The sequence below is a fragment of the Pseudoalteromonas sp. SWN166 genome, from assembly GCF_015864485.1.
Lineage (GTDB): Bacteria > Pseudomonadota > Gammaproteobacteria > Enterobacterales > Alteromonadaceae > Pseudoalteromonas.
In genome coordinates this window covers 85,995-108,951 of record NZ_JADYXB010000009.1, presented here as the reverse complement: position 1 = coordinate 108,951, position 22,957 = coordinate 85,995, and the positions used below count along the sequence as shown (strand labels likewise).

20 protein-coding genes are annotated in these 22,957 nt (G+C 38.9%); 5 read left to right on the top strand and 15 right to left on the bottom strand.

Annotation, left to right across the window (positions count from 1 at the left end; genetic code table 11):
• Window positions 1-6: 6 nt before the first annotated feature.
• From I6F49_RS07885 to I6F49_RS07855, 7 genes are all read right to left on the bottom strand, one after another.
• Complete coding sequence (locus I6F49_RS07885) at window positions 7-843, bottom strand: peptidoglycan binding protein CsiV (protein ID WP_197179629.1); 837 nt, start codon at window positions 841-843, stop codon at window positions 7-9.
• Window positions 843-4,316 carry a transcription-repair coupling factor gene (mfd, locus tag I6F49_RS07880; RefSeq protein WP_197179627.1) on the bottom strand — a complete coding sequence of 1,158 codons (3,474 nt, stop codon included), beginning with the start codon at window positions 4,314-4,316 and terminating at the stop codon, window positions 843-845. The genes I6F49_RS07885 and mfd overlap by 1 nt, the downstream gene beginning before the upstream one ends.
• Before the next feature lie 71 nt (window positions 4,317-4,387).
• Window positions 4,388-5,281, bottom strand: coding sequence for a carbon-nitrogen hydrolase (locus tag I6F49_RS07875; protein WP_197119469.1), 894 nt, complete (start codon window positions 5,279-5,281; stop codon window positions 4,388-4,390).
• Window positions 5,278-6,333, bottom strand: a complete 1,056-nt coding sequence (locus I6F49_RS07870; RefSeq protein ID WP_197119470.1) for an agmatine deiminase family protein — start codon at window positions 6,331-6,333, stop codon at window positions 5,278-5,280. The genes I6F49_RS07875 and I6F49_RS07870 overlap by 4 nt, the downstream gene beginning before the upstream one ends.
• A 57-nt stretch (window positions 6,334-6,390) precedes the next feature.
• Window positions 6,391-6,999: a PilZ domain-containing protein gene (locus I6F49_RS07865; RefSeq protein WP_197160858.1), complete on the bottom strand. Its 609-nt coding sequence runs from the start codon at window positions 6,997-6,999 to the stop codon at window positions 6,391-6,393.
• A 240-nt stretch (window positions 7,000-7,239) separates the two neighbouring features.
• A complete protein-coding gene (locus I6F49_RS07860; RefSeq protein ID WP_197179625.1) occupies window positions 7,240-8,007 on the bottom strand; it encodes a haloacid dehalogenase type II in 768 nt (255 codons plus the stop codon).
• A complete protein-coding gene (locus I6F49_RS07855) occupies window positions 8,007-8,657 on the bottom strand; it encodes a peroxiredoxin-like family protein (RefSeq protein ID WP_197179623.1) in 651 nt (216 codons plus the stop codon). The genes I6F49_RS07860 and I6F49_RS07855 overlap by 1 nt, the downstream gene beginning before the upstream one ends.
• A gap of 122 nt (window positions 8,658-8,779) precedes the next feature.
• On the opposite strand from I6F49_RS07855, the gene I6F49_RS07850 reads away from it, so the two are divergent.
• Window positions 8,780-9,667, top strand: coding sequence for a LysR family transcriptional regulator (locus tag I6F49_RS07850; protein WP_197179621.1), 888 nt, complete (start codon window positions 8,780-8,782; stop codon window positions 9,665-9,667).
• On the opposite strand, the gene I6F49_RS07845 is transcribed toward I6F49_RS07850, so the two are convergent.
• Window positions 9,647-10,162 (bottom strand): DUF2937 family protein, encoded by a 516-nt coding sequence (locus I6F49_RS07845; protein WP_197179619.1) that lies wholly within the window; start codon window positions 10,160-10,162, stop codon window positions 9,647-9,649. The genes I6F49_RS07850 and I6F49_RS07845 overlap by 21 nt on opposite strands.
• Before the next feature lie 120 nt (window positions 10,163-10,282).
• Here I6F49_RS07845 and I6F49_RS07840 point away from each other — a divergent pair, with 120 nt between their 5' ends.
• The 3 genes from I6F49_RS07840 to I6F49_RS07830 are packed head-to-tail and all read left to right on the top strand — an operon-like array spanning window position 10,283 to window position 14,970.
• Window positions 10,283-10,849, top strand: a complete 567-nt coding sequence (locus I6F49_RS07840) for an RNA polymerase sigma factor (protein ID WP_197179617.1) — start codon at window positions 10,283-10,285, stop codon at window positions 10,847-10,849.
• Window positions 10,846-11,925, top strand: a complete 1,080-nt coding sequence (locus I6F49_RS07835) for a FecR family protein (RefSeq protein WP_197179615.1) — start codon at window positions 10,846-10,848, stop codon at window positions 11,923-11,925. The genes I6F49_RS07840 and I6F49_RS07835 overlap by 4 nt, the downstream gene beginning before the upstream one ends.
• Window positions 11,926-11,934: 9 nt before the next feature.
• A complete protein-coding gene (locus I6F49_RS07830; protein ID WP_197179613.1) occupies window positions 11,935-14,970 on the top strand; it encodes a TonB-dependent receptor plug domain-containing protein in 3,036 nt (1,011 codons plus the stop codon).
• A 73-nt stretch (window positions 14,971-15,043) separates the two neighbouring features.
• On the opposite strand, the gene I6F49_RS07825 is transcribed toward I6F49_RS07830, so the two are convergent.
• The 7 genes from I6F49_RS07825 to I6F49_RS07795 form a co-directional block, all read right to left on the bottom strand.
• Window positions 15,044-15,439 carry an ExbD/TolR family protein gene (locus I6F49_RS07825; RefSeq protein ID WP_165739724.1) on the bottom strand — a complete coding sequence of 132 codons (396 nt, stop codon included), beginning with the start codon at window positions 15,437-15,439 and terminating at the stop codon, window positions 15,044-15,046.
• A 314-nt stretch (window positions 15,440-15,753) separates the two neighbouring features.
• On the bottom strand, window positions 15,754-16,197 hold the full coding sequence (locus I6F49_RS07820; RefSeq protein ID WP_197179611.1) for a ferritin-like domain-containing protein: 444 nt from the start codon (window positions 16,195-16,197) through the stop codon (window positions 15,754-15,756).
• Window positions 16,198-16,375: 178 nt separating this feature from the next.
• Entirely contained in the window at window positions 16,376-17,314 is a 939-nt protein-coding gene (locus tag I6F49_RS07815) for a LysR family transcriptional regulator (protein WP_166420792.1), read from the bottom strand.
• 16 nt (window positions 17,315-17,330) lie between these two features.
• Window positions 17,331-19,049, bottom strand: coding sequence for a bifunctional isocitrate dehydrogenase kinase/phosphatase (gene aceK / locus I6F49_RS07810; protein WP_197179609.1), 1,719 nt, complete (start codon window positions 19,047-19,049; stop codon window positions 17,331-17,333).
• Between the two features lie 103 nt (window positions 19,050-19,152).
• On the bottom strand, window positions 19,153-19,632 hold the full coding sequence (locus tag I6F49_RS07805) for a DUF4124 domain-containing protein (RefSeq protein WP_197179607.1): 480 nt from the start codon (window positions 19,630-19,632) through the stop codon (window positions 19,153-19,155).
• A gap of 103 nt (window positions 19,633-19,735) precedes the next feature.
• Window positions 19,736-21,232 (bottom strand): DUF3413 domain-containing protein, encoded by a 1,497-nt coding sequence (locus tag I6F49_RS07800; RefSeq protein WP_197179605.1) that lies wholly within the window; start codon window positions 21,230-21,232, stop codon window positions 19,736-19,738.
• Window positions 21,233-21,237: 5 nt separating this feature from the next.
• A complete protein-coding gene (locus I6F49_RS07795) occupies window positions 21,238-21,450 on the bottom strand; it encodes a DUF1414 domain-containing protein (RefSeq protein WP_007375276.1) in 213 nt (70 codons plus the stop codon).
• A 62-nt stretch (window positions 21,451-21,512) separates the two neighbouring features.
• On the opposite strand from I6F49_RS07795, the gene yejK reads away from it, so the two are divergent.
• Complete coding sequence (gene yejK, locus I6F49_RS07790) at window positions 21,513-22,529, top strand: nucleoid-associated protein YejK (protein WP_197179603.1); 1,017 nt, start codon at window positions 21,513-21,515, stop codon at window positions 22,527-22,529.
• Window positions 22,530-22,957: the final 428 nt, after the last annotated feature.

Below are 22,957 nucleotides of genomic sequence, written 5' to 3'. Positions count from 1 at the left end.
TTAGTATTAATGTTTGAATTTTCTGATTTGGACGATCATGCCCATTCGTGGGTGGTCAAAGTAATGTACTTCACCACTTATTACACGTCTAAACTGAGAAAAGCGGGCTGACTCTATATCGCCATTTTCTAGCTTTTGGCTAATATCAAAATTAGCTGTAATGTATAAATAATGTCGCAAGTGTATTTTAAATAAACCGTCTAGTTCCCACTCTGCTTTTGATTGGTCTGGGTCGTTAAATAGTTCAGGTTGTGAATTTAATAAACTTACAAAATCAGGATTTGAATAGCTAGGGGTTACGTTGGAATCACTTTTAAGGTGTTTACCTGCTATTAAATGCATACTTGGTGCACGCGATTTACTTGCGCCTTCAAAGCGCCAACCAGTATGTAGAATAGGTGATAATCCTTTGCGATCTAGCTGTTGGTACTGCGCTTTAAATTGCAGTTGTTCTGGCGCTAATAAATAAGTTTGCTGCATATCATCTTTAGCGGGGGCTAGAGGTGTGACAGGTAGCTCATCATAGCTTTGTATGTAGTCTGTACTGTCACTGCATACACCCGATTGCGGGTTTGAATTAACTAAGGAATCGGTAAAAGAGCGTTTTTGAAAACGCTCATCGCCATCTATACAGGCTTGCATTGCTTGCTCTGTGTAAAGTGGCGTCATTAAATCTAGAGAATTTTTATCCTCAATAGCTTTGTGCTTAAGGGTAAAGTCTTCTTGTAAATATGGAGCAGGGCGCTGTTTAAATACCAGCACCTCAACCTCAAACCAACGCTCTGCAAATGCAGTGCTACTAAATAAGCAGCATAAAATAACAAGCGATTTTTTTAGCAACATTAATGGCTAACCTTTTTTTCGAAATCTGCAATCATTGCAGTGACCATTTTTAAGCGTTCGCGGGCATTAGCCTCACTAATAGCAAAGCGCAGTTTATTCGCGCCATCCATTTTGTACACCTTAGGCGCACTTTGTATCAAACCTATAATGAAGCTAGGGTTAACCTTGGTATCTTGGCTAAACTCAAAGTAACCGCCTTTAGGATTAGCCTCAATTTTTGTAATGCCTAAATTACTGGCTTGCATTTTAAGTTGCTGCAGGCTAAACAAGTTTTTAGCAGCATCTGGCAGTAAACCAAAACGGTCTATCAACTCAACTTGCAGTTCATCCATGTCATCAAGGTTAGCACAACTTGCAACGCGCTTGTACATACCTAAACGTGCATTTACATCGTGTATGTAATCATCAGGTAATAGTGCAGCAAGTTTTAAATCCACTTCGGTTTGCTTTTTAAGTAGGTTTTCAAGTGTTGGTTCTTTACCTTCACGTAGCGCATTTACAGCTTGCTCGAGCATTTCCATGTACAAGCTAAAACCGATAGTTTGCATTTGACCTGATTGATCGTCGCCAAGTAACTCACCCGCACCACGAATTTCTAAATCGTGTGTTGCTAGGGCAAAACCTGCGCCTAAATCTTCTAACGATTCGATTGCTTGTAAGCGTTTACTCGCATCTTTAGAAAGGGCTTTTGGGTCACCAGTCAGTAAATAAGCATAGGCTTGATGATGGCTTCGGCCAACTCGCCCACGTAATTGGTGTAACTGTGCAAGGCCGAGTTTATCTGCTCTATCCATAATAATGGTGTTGGCTGTAGGTACATCGATACCGGTTTCTATAATCGTGGTACATACCAACACGTTGTATTTTTGATGATAGAAGTCAGTCATTATTTGCTCAAGTTCTTGCTCGCGCATTTGACCGTGAGCTGAGGTTACGCTTGCTTCAGGCACCCATTCACTGATCTCTTGTGCAACACGCTCAATAGTTTCTACATTGTTATGTAAAAAGTAAACTTGGCCACCGCGTTTAATTTCACGCAGTACCGCTTCGCGTATTAGTTCTACATCGCGTTGGCGTACAAAGGTTTTAACCGCTAAACGTTTAGCTGGCGGGGTCGCGATAATTGATAAATCACGCATGCCACTCATAGCCATATTAAGTGTACGCGGTATTGGCGTTGCAGTGAGTGTAAGTATGTCTACATCGGCACGTAGTGCTTTAATCTTTTCTTTTTGGCGTACACCAAAGCGATGTTCTTCATCAACAATGAGTAAACCTAAGTCGTTAAACTTAATGTCTTGCTGAATAAGTTTGTGCGTGCCGATAACTATATCGAGCTTACCGTTGGCCATTTTCTCAAGCGTGTCTTTTTGTTCTTTAGTTGAGTTGAAACGCGAAAGTACACCAACTTCAATAGGAAAATCAGCAAAACGGTCTTTAAAGTTTTCAAAGTGTTGTTGAGCCAGCAAAGTGGTAGGCACTAAAATTGCCACTTGTTTATCATCGTTCACCGCTACAAAAGCAGCACGCATGGCTACTTCTGTTTTACCAAAGCCTACGTCACCACACACTAAGCGATCCATCGCTTGCTTTGATTGCATATCACCTAATACGGCTTCTATGGCGCTTCGCTGATCATCAGTTTCCTCAAACGGGAAGCTATCGCTAAATTGACGATATGCAGGGGCATCTAGGGTAAATTTATTACCAGGTTTTGCTTGGCGTTGTGCATAAATGTCGAGTAATTCGGCGGCGACATCGCGGACTTTTTCAGCCGCTCGTTTTTTAGCTTTTTCCCATGCATCTGAACCAAGCTTATGCAGCGGGGCGCTGGCTTCTTCACCACCAGAGTAACGACTCAGCATATGCAATGCAGATACTGGCACGTACAATTTAGCTTCACTTGCGTAAGTAATCGTAACAAACTCAGTAACTACACCTGCAGCATCAATTGTTTGCAAACCTTGGTAACGCCCAACACCATGATCGAGATGCACAACAGGTTGACCTTCCTTAAGCTCGGCTAAGTTACGGATTAGTGCATCTTGGCTGGCTTCGTACTTGTGCTTGCGGCGTCTACGCTGAGATACTTTAATGCCAAGCAGTTCTTGCTCGGTAATAATAGAAAGGCTGGGCTTAGTACCCAGTACCACACTTTGCTCAAGCGGGCTTACTATTAAACCCACATCACTCGCGCTTTTTGTAAATTGTTCGAGTGTTTCAAATTCTTTAAATTTTAAACCGCTTGGTTTTAAAATGCTCAGTAATGATTCGCGACGACCATCCGATTCAACACTGAGTAATATGCGGCCTTTTTTCTTTTTTTGCTCTGCTACATAATTTATAAACGCGCCATAAGGTTCATGCTGTTTATGATCGATTCGAATAGCCGGCAGTTCGTTAACGCTTAAGTTTTTATTACCTGCTTTAGTTCCGAGTTTTGCAAGGGATAAACGAATACGTGCAAAGTTACCTAAATTAGAAAACAGCTCTTCAATAGGCTGATAAAGCGTATTGGGCTCAAGTAATGGGCGAAGTGGGTCAACTCTGCGGTTTTCATAGCGTACATTTACATCATGCCAAAAGTTATCTGCCGCATGCTCTAAATCACCTAGTTGCATAACGGTTGTTGTATCTGGCAGGTAGTCAAAAATAGTGGCTAGCTTTTTAAAAAACAGCGGCATGTAGTATTCAATACCTGCAGGCCAGTTACCTTTACTTACTTGCATGTATACCGAGTCTTGCTGTGAGCTTGCACCAAACTTTTCACGGTAGCTTATTCTAAAGCGCTCAATATCGGCTTCATTTGTAGGAAATTCGTGTGCTGGAAGTAGCTCAATTTTATCTACTTTTTCATCAGAACGCTGCGTTTCTACATCAAATAAACGAATAGTGTCGAGTTCGTCATCAAAAAAGTCGAGTCTGAATGGATGCGGGCTACCCATCGGGTATAAGTCAACGATAGAGCCGCGTATAGCGTATTCGCCGTGCTCCATTACTTGTTGAACATTTAAATAACCGGCTTGCTCTAAATTATCACGAAAGTTATGTGTGTCTAGCTTGTCACCTACTTTAAAGTTGATTGTTGAACCATAAATAAATGAGGCTGGGGCTGTGCGCAACATTAAGGTAGATACAGGTACAATTAACACACTTTGTTGTTCTTTTTTTAAGGTGTTTAAAGTGGCTAAACGGGCTGAAATAATATCTTGATGGGGAGAAAAGTGATCGTATGGCAGAGTTTCCCAATCAGGAAATACCATTACTGGGTTATCGGGTAATAAATATTCTAATTCTGTTTCAAGGCGTAGTGCGCTTGGTGTATCAGGCGTAACAATCAAGACTAAGTTGTCTTGTTGTTTAACGCCTTCAGCAATGGCAATACTTAAACCACTTCCGCTTAGCTGGCCCCATTGAATTTTATCTTTTTGAGATTTTACCCAAGGCAAGGCTGCCCATTGCTCAAACGCCATTTATTACTCCATTTATAGTTGGCTCTTAGCAAGTAAGAGCCATTATATTATTTAACCAGAGCGCAGGTTACTTAGTCTCGGTATATTTTTGTTAGGTCTTTGTAGTGATCAATTCGTCGATCACGTAGGAACGGCCAAATACGTCTTACGTTTTCTGAGCGTTTTTGATCAATTTCTACCACTAAAATTTGCTCATCAGTATTATTAGCCTCGGCTAGTAACTCGCCTTGTGGGCCTGCAATGAACGAATTACCCCAAAACGCAATACCATCGCTTTGTCCGCTTGGGTCACTTTCATGGCCTACGCGGTTACAACTAATTACTGGTACGCCATTGGCAACAGCATGAGCACGCTGGCTAATAACCCAGGCATCTTTTTGACGAGTTTGCTCAGCAACGTCGTCATTTATATCCCAACCGATAGCAGTAGGGTAAATTAATACCTCAGCGCCTGCCATCGCCATTAAACGCGCCGCTTCAGGAAACCATTGATCCCAACATACTAGCACGCCTAATTTACCTACCGAGGTTTGAATCGGCTCAAACCCGATATCACCAGGGGTAAAGTAAAATTTTTCGTAAAAGCCAGGATCATCAGGAATGTGCATTTTGCGGTATTTACCGGCAATGCTACCGTCTTGCTCTAATACAACTGCGGTGTTGTGATAAAGACCCGTTGCGCGTTTTTCAAATAAAGAGGCCACAATTACAATGCTTAGCTCTTTAGCAAGCTCACCTAAGGCATTACTGCTAGGGCCCGGAATGGTTTCAGCTAAATCAAATACGTCAACATTTTCGGTTTGGCAAAAATAGAGGCTTCGATGTAACTCTTGAAGTACAACCAGTTTAGCACCTTTTTGAGCGGCTTCACGAATGGCAGTCATTGATTTTGCCATATTTTGTTCAGCACTATCGCTGTTGCTTTGTTGCACTAATGCAACGGTTAATTTTGCAGGGCTTGTCATTGTGCTGCTCCAGCTAAAAATCCACGAGGTAATTGCATTGTAATACAGTGCAGGCTGCCAAATTGTTCAATTATTGGCTGGCAATTAACGCCAATAATAATGTGTTGTGGGTATGCTATTTGAACTTGCGCTAGAGCACGTTCATCATTGGCATCATTATACGTTGGCACAAGCACCGCATTATTAATAATTAAGTAGTTAGCGTAGGTAGCCGGTAAGCGTGTTTGCTCATCGTCATAAGCGGCTTTTGGCCACGGTAACTTAATTAAGTTATATGGGGTGTTATCGGCTGTTTTAAAGGTTTTTAGTTGTTTTTCCATCGCATCAAGTGCGCTGTAGTGCTCATCAGTTTCATCGTCGCACTTTACATATACAAGGGTATTATTTGGTGCAAAGCGCACTAAGGTATCAATGTGGCTGTCGGTGTCATCGCCCGCTAAATAGCCATGATCAACCCATAAAAAGCTCGTTGCGCCTAAGTGCTCTTTTAAAAGTACTTCTATGTCAGCAGGGTTTAAATCTGGGTTACGATTTTTATTGAGTAAACATTCGCTGGTTGTTAGCAACACACCATGCTCGTTTATTTCAATACCGCCACCTTCAAGCACCATATCGAGCGCTTGATATTGATTTTTTTTGCTACTTAGCTCTTTTACCAATGTACGATTAATTTGATTGTCTAATGCACTTTCAAACTTGTTGCCCCAACCATTAAAAGTAAAATCATAAATTTTTAATTGCTCTGGTGAGTCAATGGCGGCGCAAGTAAGCGGACCATGATCGCGTGCCCACGTATCGTTAGTAGGCGTTACTACAAAATGAACACGATTAAGAGAGATGCTAGCGCTATTTAGCAATGCTGTAATATGCATTTTTAAGGCACTGTTATGCGCCACAATAACAAGCTGTTGCTGCGTTGTTATATGTTTAGCAAGCTCAACATACACAGGTTCTACACGTGCTAAATTATCAGCCCAATCGGTGTCTTTATGAGGCCACGTAAGCATAACAGCGTCTTGCTGGGCCCATTCTGGTAAAAGTCTAAAGTTCATGAATTTTATATACTAATTAAGATGACACTAGTTTAGCATTTTACAAAAAGATGTCAGCTAATTATCGTTGTTTGAATCATCTTGGGCTAGTTCTAATTCTTGACGTTTTTTAAGTTGGCGGGTTTGAGCATGTAAACTCGCTCTAACAATTAGTTCTTGGTCAGTGGTTCTAATAGCGGTGAAAAGCAGGGTGTATTGATAATGTTCGCTATCTTGCTTTTCTACTGCCACAACTTCAGTGTAACAGTACACAGCAGAGGCTTCATGGTGCAAAAATAGCTTAGTTCTGAATGATTGGCCAATTGAGTGTACTTCGGGTGATGTAAAGCGAATACCGCCGCCACCATAACTATCACATTGAATTGCGTTATCTTGGGCTTGTTCTGAGGCCAAAATATGGCTCATTATTAAATCTATTTTACGTGACTGCGCTTGTAAAAATGCAGCTAGCTCTTGTGCTATATCGCCTAAGTTACGCAATGGGCGTAACGAGCTTTGCTCAAGTTCACTTACTTCATTAGCTAATCTAAATAATGGGGGGATGTCGTCTTCAAGCTCAAGCTGCGATTTAGGGACTTGTTCGTTCGATACGGCGAATAAATTCACTCTTATACTTTCATTAATTTGAAAGTACTGCTCAAACTCACCTAATCTTTCACTATTCATTATATTCTCCACCACGTATTTATTTAATAGTAGCGTTGTGAGTACTAAATTGCTAGCAGATAAAATAACTCATAACAGGCTAAATACATTGTTTAAATTCAATTTTTTAAGACTTGAATCTGCCAGATACTAATTATGAAAATAAACACACTAAAATTCTAAATAATTTTAACGGTCATAAAAAAGCGGCCAATGTCATCCTAACATTGGCCGCTTGGGTATTGATTCATCAGCGCATACTTATTTAAGTAGAGCGGCTAATTCATGTAAATCTTTCACAACGTGATCTGGCTTTTTAGCTAATGGGTAAAGTGCTTTACCTGGGCGAGCAATAAACGTAGTTTGTAAGCCTGCCTCTTTTGCGCCTGCAACATCCCAACCATGGGCTGCAACCATCATTGCTTCATTTGGTGCTACGTTTAACTTTTTAAGTACCCACTCATAAGCACGTAAATCAGGTTTATAAATTTTAATATCTTCAATGCTGTAACGCGCATCAAAGTAAGATGTTAAACCTGCGCTTTCAAACTGCGCCTTTACACCCTTGTTTGAAGAATTAGTCAGGCTTACTAATTTATAGCCCTGTGCTCTAAGTTTTGCCAGTCCTTCTTTAACATCAGAATGTGGTGGCAAAGTTAGAAGTGGTGTAACAATCGCTGTTTTGGCTTGTTCACTTGTAATATCAATATTATTGTTTTGCGCAACCATAAGGAGTGATGCCACGCCGATTTGTCCGAAGTCGTGATAACTACCGCTTACAGTATCTACTAGTGAATGGTGCAACATAGTTGAAAACCACAGTGGTAATAAATCTTCACGTCCGCCTAGTGCTTTACCAATAGAGGTACGCATTGACGTTAAATCAAGTAGGGTTTCGTTTACATCAAAAATAAGCACTTTAGGCTTTGTTTGTTCTTTTGCTTCATCAGCGACTGCATAACCTGATACAAGGCTTGTGCCTACAAGTAGTGAAAGAGTCAGTGTTTTTAACGATTTTAAAATAGACATTAGTTATTCTCCGATTCAAGTGCTGCCATAATATCAATAGGTTCTGCGCGTAGGGTGTAGTCTTCGTTTAAAAATGCGTATGTAATAGCACCTTCTTGGTTTATCACATAAGTAGCCGGTAGCGGCAATTTAAAGCTTTTATCGCCGTAGTAGTGTTCAAAATCAATACCAAACTTGGTATATAACGCTTGAATACGCTCATCTAGTGTAAACAATAAGCCAAATTGCTCAGCTACTTTATTGCTAACATCTGAAAGCACGTCAAATTCGAGGTCGTTTTTTTGTGCTGTTGAGAGTGTTTCATCAGGTAACTGCGGTGATATTGCTATTAATTGAGCACTTTGAGTTTTAAATTGCGGTAAGTAATCGTTCAGTGCTTTTAGCTCTAAATTACAATATGGGCACCATCCACCACGATAAAAGCTAATAATTACCGGGCCTTTTTTTAATAAATCTGCAAGCTCAATGTTTTCGCCTTGATGATTGGCTAAGCTGAAGTTTTCTACTTTTTGACCAACTTGCAACGCATTGTCTTTAATATGCTGTGCAATAAGTTCTTCGTTTGTAGTGTTCATTAATGCCAAAACGTCAGCCGGTAATTTGGCATCTTTTTGTACGTTGTAGGCATCTATTTGCGCTTTTAAACTCATGATTGAACCTCAATAATTAGACTATTTGCAATTATAGTGTTTTACATTTTTAAATAAACATTGCAAAACTGAAAGCTTCATTCGAAAATATTAAACATTGAAAAGTGCACAATGGCATCTTTATGTATAATTTAAGCGACTTAGAAACATTTATAGCCGTAGTTGAAAATAAAGGCGTGCTTGCAGCTGCGCGTGAGCAGCGTTTATCGCCAGCAACCGTAAGCCATCGCTTAAGTAAATTAGAGCGAGAGCTGGCTACAGTACTTGTTTTTAGAGACAGCAGACGAGTACGGTTATCTCCAGCCGGAGAAATATTTTACGCACGAGTTGGCGCTATAATTGAAGCACTGCACGATGCTGAGCATAGTATTGGTGCACGAAGCTCATCAGTGAGTGGTTTATTGCGCGTAACCATGCCGCCTTGGATTTTTTCAAAATATGTAATGCCTAGACTTAATGAGCTGGAGCACGCTTATCCAGAGCTAAAACTTGATTTTTTAATAACGGATCATTTTGTAAACGTGGTTGATGATGCACAGGACGTTGCTATTAGAGTAGGGCAATTAAATGACTCAGGGCTGCTTTCTCGTAAAATAGTAAACAATAGCCGCATACTTTGCGCAGCTCCTAGCTACATAAAAAAATATGGCATGCCTGAAAATTTAACGCAATTGAGCGAGCATTATTGGGTATGTTTACCGTGGCAACGACAGTTAAAGCTTTTTGACGAACATAAAAAAATTCATACTTTTAATGCTAAAACCCGTTTTACTATCTCAAACTCCGATAATATGACCCAAGCTGCTATTGCAGGCCATGGTATAGCTATTAAATCTAAAATAGCGATTAATGAAGATCTTAAAAACGGTATTTTGGTTGAGGTTATGCCAGGGGTAATGGCACAAGATGATGCACCAGTGTGGTTTTTACGTCCGCAAAATAGTTTAACTACCCGCAAAACCGATGTTTTTTATGACTTTATGAAATCGTTATTTTTGAGCTGCGAATAAGCGTTTAAATGAGCGCTTTGCTCCAGTTAAAAATAAATAACCAGTAAGTTCTGCTAGTACGGCAATAAAAATAGCTGCAACAATAGCGGCTATAATAGAGTCTTTTTTTAAAATAATTTGACCTTCAAAGCGTTGCCATACTTGTTGCTTTATATCCTTCATGCCACTGATCATAGTAAATATATACGGAGATTGAGCAAACCGATTCACAGCGACTTGTAAGTCTTGTTGTCGATTGTAAAGTGTACTGATATTACTTGCCCCCTTATTCACAATCCCATCATCAATATTTTTATAGTGTTTTATTAGCTTGTATAAATCATTATTAAAATACTTAGCAGCATCGTTTTTAAATGGTGCAATTGCATTATTAGCTTCAATTAATTGGGCTGATAAGGCCTGGCCAAAATCGCTCACAAATGCAGGGATTTGCACCCCAAGTAGTAAACCAAATGCAAAGAAACTAAGGCGGATATAATCTAAAAATTTACTCATTTATCTTCCTATCCATTTAAATAACCCAAAGTTAACATTTGAGCTTGTTTTTATATCAAAAACTCGTAATCTATTGGTAATAAAAATAACAACAAAAATAACAACAGGTGTATGTTAAGGATGACGAAAAAAGTAAAGTTCACGTCAACATTTGTTGATATTTCTAAGCAGCTCAAACGCTTTGTATCGCGCATTGTTCAACCCGACGATGTAGAAGATATTGTGCAAGAAACTTTTGTAAAAAGCTACGAAGCTGATTTAAAGCAAGACATACAGTTTACCCGCAGTTACATGCTTAAAACAGCAAAACACCTAGCACTTAACCATATAGCTAAGTGGGACAATAAATTTAATGATTCGTTAGAAAACGATAACGAATTACCCGTACTACTCAAATCAATGAAGCTCGAAGATGAATATACATCTAAAGAGCGCTTTTTACTTTTTTGTAGAGCTACTGAGCAACTAAGCTCATCGATTCGTAAATGCTTTATATTAAAAAAAGTGTACGGCATGAGCCAAAAAGAGATAGCAGACCAAATGCAGTTAAGCCAAAGCACTGTTGAAAAACACATTGCCAAAGGATTGTTACAAACCATGTTGTACATGCGTGAACATGAGCAAAGCTCTCAAACGCACCCTAAAGCTCAAGCACACCCTATATCAGTTAAGAGGGTCGCAGAATGAGTAATGTTCATCAATTTAATTCAAAAGATTTAATTTTAGAAAAGTCATGTGATTGGATAAGCGCGATTGATCGTGGTTTAACTGATGATGAAAAAGAGCAATTTAAATTATGGATGATGCAAAGCATCGCCCATCAAGACTCTATATACGAGCTTGCTCAGCTTTGGGATGAGCTTTCGGTATTAAATGAATTAAGTCATTTATTTCCTCAGCGTAACAATACTAAAGCATCAAAAAATAAGTGGATGTTTTCTTACTCAATTGCAGCGAGTTTATTTGCAGCACTAATGGTATGCAGCTACTTATTAATTAATTTAGAAAACGGCTATAACCAAGAGCTTGCAAAAGTTAACTACACTAAAATTTACAAAACAAAAGTAGGCGAGCAAGCAACGTATGTATTGCCAGACGGCACCATAGTGCAACTTAATACTAATAGCTTACTAGAAGTTGCGTACAGCAAAGGTCGTAGGCAGTTACTGCTAAGCCGCGGAGAAGGGCGTTTTAATGTAGCAAAAGATGCTACGCGCCCGTTTAGTGTTATGGCCGGCGACAAAAGCTTTACTGCACTCGGTACCGTGTTTAATGTACAGCGTAATACCTCATCAGATTTAGAGCTTGTTGTTACCGAAGGCAAAGTGATGATCACCGACCCTAGTGTAGCGGTTGACGCAAATGACTTTAAAGATTATCAACTTGCAGATAACAGCACGCAAAAAATTCGTCAAATTAATGCCAATATTGTTACCTCAGGCGAAAAAGTAATTATAGAGCAAAGCGTTACAAAACCAATTACCCAGCTTTCAATGAACGACGTACAACGCGATTTGGCATGGCAAAATGGCATGCTTATTTTTAATGGAGAAGAGCTAAGTGATGCGTTAAATGAAGTAAGTCGCTATACCGCCACACGTTTTGAGCTTTCATCAGACGAGCTCGCCAGTATTAAAGTAGCTGGGGTATTTAAAGCAGGTGACGTTGAAGGTTTACTAGAGAGTTTACAGACTAATTTTTCTATTGATCATGAGCGTTTAGGTGAGCATGTAGTAACGCTAAAACACCATACAGAATCATAAGTAGACGTTATGAAAATCAGACTAATGCTAGCTAAAGTTGCACCTATAAAGATTAAACGTAAAAAAAACATTAAAAAAAAGAAACAAAAGCATAGAGGATTTTTGTTTGTCAGCTGTTTATATAAGTTGCGCAGTAACCAAACGCATTTATTGAGTGGATTGAGTGTGCTTGTACCGGCTATTTTTAGCTTGAGTGTACAAGCCGCAACTCAAACCACTGGGCAAATGGTGCAATTTGATATAAAAGCGCAGCGAGCAGACAAAGCCTTAATTGAATATGCTAAACAAACAGAGCAAACCGTGGTGTTTTCTTATGAGTTGGCAAAGCAGTATGATGCAAATTCAGTTTATGGATTTTACACTCAGCTAGATGCCCTAGAGGCATTACTAGGTGGGACTGAGCTCGATGCGGTTGTTGATCAAAATGGTTTACTGAGTATAAAACTCAAACAAATCAACAGGAATGATAACAACATGATGAAGCTTTCAGCGGTCAGTGCAGCAGTATTACCAGCTTTACTTGCAGTAAATTCGCAAGGTGTAAACGCAGCAGAAGAAGTCGCTCAAGAAAAAATTGAAAAAATTGCTATTGTCGGTAGCCGTGTAGCAGGACGTTCAGTTGAAGATTTACCCGTTCCAGTAGATATCTTAAGTGCAGAAGCGCTTGAAAATACAGGCCAAACAGAAGTTGGTCGTATGCTACAGTCTATCGCCCCTTCATTTAACTTTTCAAGCTCTGCAATTAGTGACGGTACTGATGCTTTAAGACCTGCGACACTTCGCGGTTTGGGCCCCGATCAAACATTGGTTTTAATTAACGGCAAACGTCGTCACCAAGCAAGTATTATTCATATTAATGGTTCTGTTGGGCGTGGTACCGCAGGTACTGACATGAATGCAATTCCAGCCTCTGCAATTAAACGCATTGAAGTATTACGTGATGGCGCTGCTGCTCAGTATGGTTCTGATGCAATTGCAGGTGTTATTAATATTGTGCTTAAAGATGGTAGCGAAGGTGGTAAAGCGGCTATTAACTACGGTCAATATTCTGAAGGCGATGGCGAAACCATTAACCTTGATTTTAATAAAGGCTTTGCGCTAGGTGATGACGGTTATTTAAATACAACTATCAATTACCGTGACCGTGCACCGACTAACCGTGCAGGTTTACATGGCTCTTGTCAGTTTTATGGTTGTACAGAACTAAGTGACGGTACTTTACTTGCTGGCGATCCGCGTGAGCTGACAGCCGATCGTGATACTTTTAGAATTGGTGATGCTGATTCGCAGCAGTTTGGTTTAACAATTAATACCGGTTACGAGTTAGGTGATGGCGAGCTTTACGGCTTTATTACTTACTCAACACGCGAAAACGAGTCGGCTGCATTTTTCCGTCATAACGCAAATGCTGGTGGTAACCCTGTACTGCAAGATAACGATGCGACTATACCGCTAGGCTTCTTACCAAAAATTAATACAACTATCGACGATATCTCGTACAACTTTGGTTATAAAACTGAGTTTGATAACGATGCAAGCCTTGATTTATCATACACCTACGGTGAAAACAGCATTGATTACACGACAAGTGACACTATCAATGCCTCATACGCTAACTTTTTACGTTATGACCAAGGTTTAAGTGCTGCTGATATTCGTACAACTATCCCACGTGAAGCGTACGCTTACGGCATGGAATTATCACTGCAAACAATCAATATTGATTTTACGCAAAACTTTGATGATTATTCTTTAGCAATGGGTGCTGAAATCCGTACTGACGAATATCGCATTTTAGAAGGCAATGAGTACGCATACCGCGATTACGATACAACCAACGGTGTAAGTATTTACAACGGCTTAAGTGGTGGTGTTGGCTCTGAAGATGCATCAGGTGGTTCACAAGGGTTTGGTGGTTCAGCTCCTGCATCATCAGTTGATGAATCGCGTGATGTAATTTCATTTTACGTAGATGCAGAAGCTTATGTGATTGAAGATGTAATTTTATCGGGTGCACTTCGCTACGATAACTACAAAGGCTTTGGTGATACAGTAAACTTTAAGCTTGCTGGTAACTGGTCTGTAACCGACGATATTTCACTACGTGGTGCATTAAGCTCAGGTTTTAGAGCGCCTTCAATGCAGCAGCTTTACTTTAATAACGTAAGTACGCAATTTGTTGTTGGTACTAATGGTAATTTAGTTGCAGAAGAGGTTGGTACATTTAGAAATGATTCAACACTTGCGCAAAGCTTAGGTATTCCAAAGCTTAAAGAAGAAAAATCACAAAACCGTAGTTTAGGTATTGTATATAACGTTACAGATAATATTAATGTAACCGTTGATTACTACTCAATTGATATTGACGACCGTATTGTAATTAGTGACCGCTTAGGTAAAGGTTTATCTACAAGCCTTGATGCTGCACTGAATAGTGCGGGTGCTGGCGTAGGTCAGTTCTTCTTAAATGGTGCTGATACAGAAACTCGTGGTGTTGATTTTGTAGCAACGTGGAACACTGAAGGTTTAGGAGGCACGCTTGATTTTACACTTGCAGCTAACTTTACTAAAACAGATGTTGTATCGTTATTTTCGCCTGCTGGCTCAAGCCTTGAGACAGTAAATGTAGACGATATATTTTCAGCTGAAGACATCTCTATTATTGAAGAGTGGCAACCAGAGGATCGTATTAACTTAAGTGCGCTTTATCAACGTGACGATTGGACAGTTAACCTTTCACTTAATCGTTTTGGTGAGTACACAGTAGAAGATGGTGGTCGTCAAACGTATGGGGCAGAGATTTTAACTGACGTTAAAGTTAACTACTTCGTTACTGAAGATTTGTCGGTAAACATTGGTGCAAACAACTTGTTTGACGTTTATCCAGATAAAAACGAAATAGGTAACTCTCGCTCAGGTACTATTGTAGATGCTAGTGGCAACACAGTAATAAGTAGTTCAGGTGTGTTTGACTACTCACGTCGCTCGGCTCCATTTGGTTTTAACGGTGCTTACTACTACGTAGGTGCAGAATACCGTTTTTAATTAATAACACTCCCTTTCGTTATTTAACTCAAAGGGCCGTAAGGCCCTTTTTTTGGTTTTAGCTTGGATTGATTTATTGAGAAATCAAACTTATTGAATAATCATCGTATTGCTTAATATTATTCATTACACTCATTAAAGTATTATGTGTACTGTTTTCGTCTGCGGTTATAAGTACCGTACTTATTTCATATTTAGCCGCGAACATCGCTAAATTAGTCGCAACTTGCTCTAAATCAATTAACCTCCCTGAAAAATATACTCCGTTACTTTCATCAATTCTAAATAAAGCATTTTTAACAGGCTTATCTATTTGAGGGCTGTCGAGTGGCCGGTTTAATTCAATAGCCACAGGTTTTACAAAAGATGTAGTTACAATAAAGAAAATTAGTAATATGAACACTATGTCTAACATCGGGGTCATATCTACATCAGCATTATTTTGCAGTTTAGTTAGTTTACTTTTCATATTAGACCTTATTTTTAATTAAATGCTGCGGCGCCACAGCAAGGTTTTAGGTACCTATTAACAAAATTAGCACAGCAAAAATAAAGCGTAGTTAAATAAATATTCTAATAACATTAAATATTTGTATTCATTATGTATTTAAAATGTGGCGAAATAAGGTTGTGTTTATACCAATTTGCTTATATATGGGGTCTATTTAACATCGTTATAGTGTAATTTAATTCGTTAAATTGCTTAAATATCTATGCAGGTTGGTATTAGAGGCAATAAAAAACCCAGCGCTAGGCTGGGTTCTATTTATGCGTTATGTAAGCTTAATGCTTTTGCATACGGCTCATTTCTGCATGGCAGCTTTGCATTGTTAATAATGTTTTAGCGAGTGCAGCTTCGCAATCAGCCGGTTGTGGTTTATCCATAGCGGCTTTAATTTCTGCAAGCGTTTTATCTTCTACTTCTTCAAGCTCTTTTACATAGGTGCTGTCGTTATGTGAGGTGAATGTAGTAAGTAAGGCTGTATATGCACGTCGTGCTTCAACTGCGAAGGATGAACCATCTTCGCGTTCGCCTTTTTCGTTAATTGCATAGGGCTGCAAGCGCTCAACACTCACTTTTCGGGCATCTATCATACGCTGAAAAAGGGCGCCAATAGCTGGGTCTTCAACTTTTTCCTGTGCTTTTTGATAAAAATCGATGCCGCTGTTCATAACTTGAATGATGTCAGTAATATGATTTACTTCTGATCCTTGATGGGTGTTCATAATGACCTCTTTAATTAAATGAATGTATAGTTAAATTTAATTAAAGCAAGGTGTGTTCCAAGTTAACGCCTTGTTTTAAGTCTTTGCTTTTTAACGTTTTATTTTTTATTTTTGGAGTTGCTAGGTTAACAGATCAAGTATTAACCTAGCAATTTTTACATCATATTGTGTAATAAAGTTATTTTAGCTCTTCAGCTACTTCAGCTACTTTTTGACGTAACCAAATGTGACTCGCATCGCGATGTAACAGTGGGCTCCAAATCATATCAAGCTCAAAAGGAGGAATAGGGAACGGCGGCTCTAAAATTTTAAGCCCCGGATCATCTAAATATATATTTGCGGCTTTTGAAGGAAGGGTCGCAATCAAATTTTTCTCTTTAGCTAAATGAATCGCTACATGGTAGTTACGCGTAAAAGTGGCAATGTTACGATGCTTACCAAAGTGAGCAAGTGCTTCGTCAACCCAACCAAGTTTTTGCACATCTTTAGGGTCCATACCTACACCTACGCCAAAACCTGTTTTACTCACCCATATATGGCGTGCTTTTAAGTAGCTGTCGAGGCTAAAGTTTTCAATAATAGGGTTGTCGGCCTTAACTAAGCAGCAAAAACTGTCTTTCCAAATGCGTTTATGATGAAAAGACTGAGGTAAGTTTTCAAAACGGTTGATTGCCATATCTACTTTACCGTTTTCTACGTCATGAAAGGTTACATCACTTGGGGTAAGTATATCCAAAGTAGTGTCTGGAGCTTCGTCGTGCAATTTACTAAGTAGTTTTGGGGCTAATGTACTTGCCGCGTAATCACTGGCCATGATTCTAAACACACGTTTACTTTGGCTTGCCTCAAATTCTCGATTAGGTGCTAGAGTTTCTTCAAGCGTCATTAATATGCCACGTATTACAGGCTGTAACTCCAAAGCGCGCTCTGTCGGGACCATACCATCGCTGGTACGAACTAAAATAGGGTCGTTAAATAAGTTACGAAGTCGTTTAAGGCCATTACTCATTGCGGGCTGCGTAATGCTCAATTGATTAGCAGCGCGTGTTACGTTGCATTCTCGAAGCAATGTATCGAGGTAAACGAGTAAATTTAAATCTATTTTACTTATATTCATTGTGTGTCCTTTGCGTTTACCAGTGATGGATAAATCGCTGTGCTGTCGGGTAAGGGTAAATATGACTTACCTGCCCATTTTTTATATTTTGTTGCGCCTGCTTCCAAAAGCTAACATCTATAAGCTCCGGGTGAGTGCTGAGAAAAAACTTTTTATACATAGGGTTTGGCATTACAAATGTACATAACTGCTCTGGAAATACGTCTTGCGGCGCAACCGAGTAGCTTTGTTCATCCATTAAATAATCGTCGTAGCTCTTTGCTTTTGGTAATGCTCTAAAGTTCATATCTGTTAGGTACTGAACTTCATCGTAATCGTAAAAAATAATACGTTTGTGCTTACTTACACCAAAGTTTTTTAACAGCATATCGCCAGGAAATATATTAACGGCAATCATTTCTTTTAGGGCCTGCCCGTATTCTTCAATCGCGTCTGCGGCACTTTCTTCATCAGCATTTTCTAAAAATAAATTGAGTGGTGTCATGCGCCGTTCAATATATAAATGTTTGATGATCAACCATTCGCCTTCAATTACCATTGATGAGCCAATTGTTTTATGTAATTGCGCAAGTAAATTACTATCAAAACGCGCTAAAGGAAATACGACGTTAGAATACTCTATGGTATCGGCCATTCTGCCAACGCGATCATGGTTTTTTACTAGTTGATAACGCTTTAACACGGTATCACGACCAAAGGGCTTACTTTCACCAAATTTGTCTTTTATTACTTTAAAAACATAACCAAATGAGGGAAGGGTAAATACCATCATCACCATACCGGGAGTACCCGGTGCAATTGTAAACTCATCACTAGAGTGAGATAAGTGATTTAAAAACTCTCGATAAAACTCAGTTTTACCCTGTTTATGGAAACCCACTGCGTTATAGAGCTCAGCAAGCGTTTTGTTTGGCATAAGCTGATTCAAAAACCGGACAAGTGCTGAAGGTGCGTGAGTCTCGACCATAAAGTAGGCGCGGGCAAAGCCAAAAATAACACGCATTTGAGATGACTTAGTCAAAAGAGCATCTAAATATAACCCGTTATCTTCATCGTGCAATACGGCGATTATAAAAGGCTGAACGCCACTTTTTGAAACAACACGACCAACAATATAAGCTGCTTTATTACGATAAAAAGGTGTGTGCAAAATATCAAAGCGCATTTGCCAAGGTTGGTGATGTGTATCGGGGGCTTGTTTATAAAATGCTTTTACAAGAAGGCGAATATCACGCTCTAAATTTACAAATGGGGCTTTAAAATCAAAATGATTAATAATGCGTTTTATTGTTGGCTTTAGGCCATCAACTACTGGGAAGTACGTTCTATATTCAGCCTCTACAGGCACCGAAGGCGCATCTTTTAAAGTTGCTTCTACAAATATAAAGTCATTATGAAAATAGCGCCTATGGTACAGCCGGCAAAATACAGAGTTATAAAAGGTTTCGGCGAGTTCTGCTTGAGGGTGGAAGCATAAAAAATGTTGATATATTTTTTTAACTTCAAGCCATAGGCTTTCATCAAGCTGTTCTGTTGGGGTTTCTTTTTTTAGGGCTTGTGTGGTTTCGTTAACACGATCATCATAATAGCTGATACGCAAACGGCTGATATCATTAATTGCTTGCCAATCTTTTTTTGCAAAGGCGAGGGGGGCTTTGGCTGTTGTTTTTTGAAATAATTGATAGTGCTTTTTAAAACCCGTTAAAATTAATTCAGCAATATGGCGAGGCTGCATTTGCACTCCTTAATAGTCCCTAGAGCTTATACTCTATAGTGTTAAGGGTATGTTATTTTAAGTTTAAAACCAAGATAAATATTACACGCTATTTAATGAGAAATTATTGGTATTTAGCTATCTTTTTTTCGAGAGTTTTAATCTGCTTAGCGATGGCCGGTGTGTCTTTTTTATACTCTTTATTAATCATTTTTAGTTTTTTAGTAATATCTTTAGTAATACGTTTTTTATCATCAACGGCTAGAATATGATTTAACCGTTCTTGTTGTTTATATTCAGCACGCTGCTTATTACGATCAAGTATTGTGAGTTTGTGGTTATTACTGCGTAACTCTGCCTGTAAGCCTGATAGGAGTCTTTCACGTTCAAGCTCATTTAGTTGTTTAGTGTAATCAACTTTTGGGCCTGAATACTGATTACCCGTCGTGTTAACTTTATAAGTTGTTGCTTCGTCGTCACAGGGAAGTTGAGAAAAGGTAGTGCCTTTTTCTGTTACACATTTATAGTAAGTGGTATCGCTAAAGCTAAAAAAACTGATAAGTAAAAAGCTAGAATAGAGGATATAGCGAAGAGTTTGAAACATGTCTGTCATCCTTGATTTTTATATTTTGGCTAGCAAAACAATATAAAACTATAACCTAGCTTGGCGATATAGCAAGCTAGGTTATTAGACAGCACACCCAAGGTTATTGGGTAAAGGTTTTGAGCTTTTTAATGCTCTGTACTAAAAATGGGATGTCGAGTCTTTGTTCAATAGAAAACCCTTCGGCTGCAGATATGTTTTTAAAGTTACCATCTGAGTCAATCAAAGTAATTCTATCTTTTTTATAGGCTATAACTACGCCTTGTGAATAATTAACGCCCATATCATCTTTTTTCTTGTATAAGTTAACGCCCAGCATTGTTTGCTTAGCAATGGCTTTACAATTTAAATATTGGCCAACACTTGTAGCAATTAAATCGCTAGGTTGAATAAGTCCATCTACTTTAGAAATACGTTTGTCAGAGCTATATAAAGTTGATGTTGTTACTACTTCTTGCTTGTTGTTGACAAGACTAAAAGCAAAAACCTGCGTTTTATCATCTCGTACAGTAGGGGTGTTATTACCTTTAATAACTCTAATTGCGCTAGCACTATGTGCTTGATCATTAATAAAACTAAGTTCTTCCACGCCAGTTACTTCAATGCTACGGCGTTGACTTTGCCATACAGGAAGTGTTTGCTCAGCTAAAATTGCTGCCTTATAAAAGGCGGGCAAACCATATACTAGGCTAAATAGCGTATCGTCGTGATTTGTTGGCTGTAAAAACTGCTCTGTTTTGTGCAAGTTTTTATTACCGTCCACAAATTCAGCAAGTTGTTGCTGGGTTTCAAATACAAAAATATCAACATTGGCTTGTGTGTAGTCTTCGCACTTTTCGAGCGGGCTTGGCATTAGATAATTAATATTTTGATTATTAATTTTTACGTTATGTGCTTGCTCATAGCTTTCTATATCAAGTAAGTCATTTTTAGCCAGTAGGCTTTTAGCTGTTGTAGGATACGAAAGCGGTAATACGTTATCTTGTTTGGTAATATCAAATTTTAAATTAGCATCAGCCCAAATATGAATACTATGACTAAAAGCAAAACAAATAATTAGAAATGAGATAGCGTATCGAGCAAATTTGAACTGTTTCAAGCGTTCAAGGTGGTGCCATGTGTAATTACTCATAAGCAGCTGAAAGCCTAAAATAAGTAAAACAATACCACTGGCTAAAATTGTGGTTAAGGCAGGTGAGCTTGTTAAACGATGCCACAGTAGAGAAATAATCTCAGGTGAAGCAGATATACTTAGATGATAACCCAAATTAACATACACATAAGCATCAAGAGTAAGCAAAGATGCGCCTAGCGTGGCTATAACAGCGGCCATGCCACGTATGTGTCGTGGGTAGGGGAATATTAAACTAAGCGGAAATACCGTCAGCACAAACGCTAAGAAGGCGATAAAACTAGTATGGCTCAGCCATGTAACTAGCATATAGGTAATGCCTAAAAAGCTTGTAGGTGGCGAGTCTGCAAATAAATAGCTTAAGCTAATAAATAGCGCTAAGCCAATGTTGGCAAAGGTAAACCAGTGCCCCCAGCTTAGCAACTGACTCGCTTTTGATGAAAACTGATTGTGCTGCGATAAATTCATAGAGTTTATTTAACCGACTGTGATAGAGCTTTTGCAAAGTTCTCAGTTACGGCTTGTCTTTTCCCTGTTGGTACATGCTCTTTTAAGATATGCGTGATAGAATTTCCTAAACACATAAGGCTTAAATCTACCGGCGCATTGTGTTTAGTTAGCACATCAATAAGCTGATCGACGATTTGTTCTACTTCTTCATTAGAGTATTTTGATAAGATTGGCATCAGTTGGTTCAATAAAATAGTTATATTCTCGTATTTTAACACTAGAGGCGTGAAAAACAAAGATGACAACAGACGTTAAAAAATTAGTCGTTCATTATGTAGACAAAAAAGACGACGATACGCAAATTCACCTTCGAAATGATGAGATGGTAATTAACGATAAAGTAGCCGTTTTTATCGAACAATTACATCATGCATACAATGGTAAGCCAGGTAAAGGTTACTGTGCTTTCAGTGGTGATAAAAACAGTGTTGTAGCATCTGCAATGCAAAGCTACCGTAACGATGAGCTAGGTTTTTGGCATATGACCGAACAAGCCTCAACGGTTTTAAAAGAAGAGCTAGATAAATATGCATTTAGCGAAACAGGCTATTTAGTATTTTGTCATTATCAGTATGTTGCTACCGATTACATGTTAATTGCGATGATTAACATTAAAGAGCATTACTCTATGACTTCAGAGCTAGATTTAGCTGCTTCTCGTCATTTAGATATATCTCGCATGCAACTCGCTGCTCGAATCGATTTAACAGCGTGGGATACGCAAGCAGAAGACAATCGTTATATTTCGTTTATTAAAGGACGTGCGGGTCGTAAAGTTGCTGACTTTTTCTTAGACTTTTTAGGCTGCGAAGAAGGTATTGATTCAAAACAGCAAAGCCAAGTAATGCTTAGCGCAGTAGAGGATTATTTATCAGAGCAACAGTTTGATAAATCAGAGAAAGACGACTTACGTAAACAAGTATTTGATTACTGTAATGACTGCGTAACTACAGGCGAAGATGCAAGTGTGAGTGACATTTCAGCAACGCTTACAAAAGGCGATGACAGCCCGTTTGATAGTTTTTGCAAAGAGCAAAGCTATGACTTGGAAGAAACTTTCCCCGTTGATAAAAAAACAGTAACCAGTATGGTTAAGTTTTCAGGCCTTGGTGGTGGTGTAAGTGTAAGCTTTGAACGTAAACACTTAGGTGAGCGCGTAACGTACAACGAAGCAACCGATACACTAGTGATTAAAGGTATTCCGCCAAACTTAAAAGATCAGCTACAACGTTTTATGGAAAGTGAAAGCGAGTAAATTTAACAAGTTAAGTTAAAAAGCTAATTTAAGAGCGCGATATTTATATCGCGCTTTTTTATTCTTTCTAAAAGCGCTGCGTCTATTAATCTTTTTGTGAAAAATTACTTTTTACGGGCTTTGCCCGTCACGCCAACAAGTTGTGCGTCTACACGTTAATTTTATACACGGTTTTAAATTTTGGCTGTAGGCGTGAAGCATGCTCGCGCGAGAAGTAACGCTTTTATGTGTTTAACCTCTTTGTAAGTCAAACTATTCTTATGGGCTTTACCCGTCACGCCAACAAGTTGTGCGTCTACACGTTAATTTTATACACGGTTTTAAATTTTGGCTGTAGGCGCTAAGCTTGCTTGCGCGAAAAACATCGCTTTTATGTATTTAGTCTTTTGATAAGTCAGGCTTTTAGGCGTTTAAACAAAAAAGCCCCG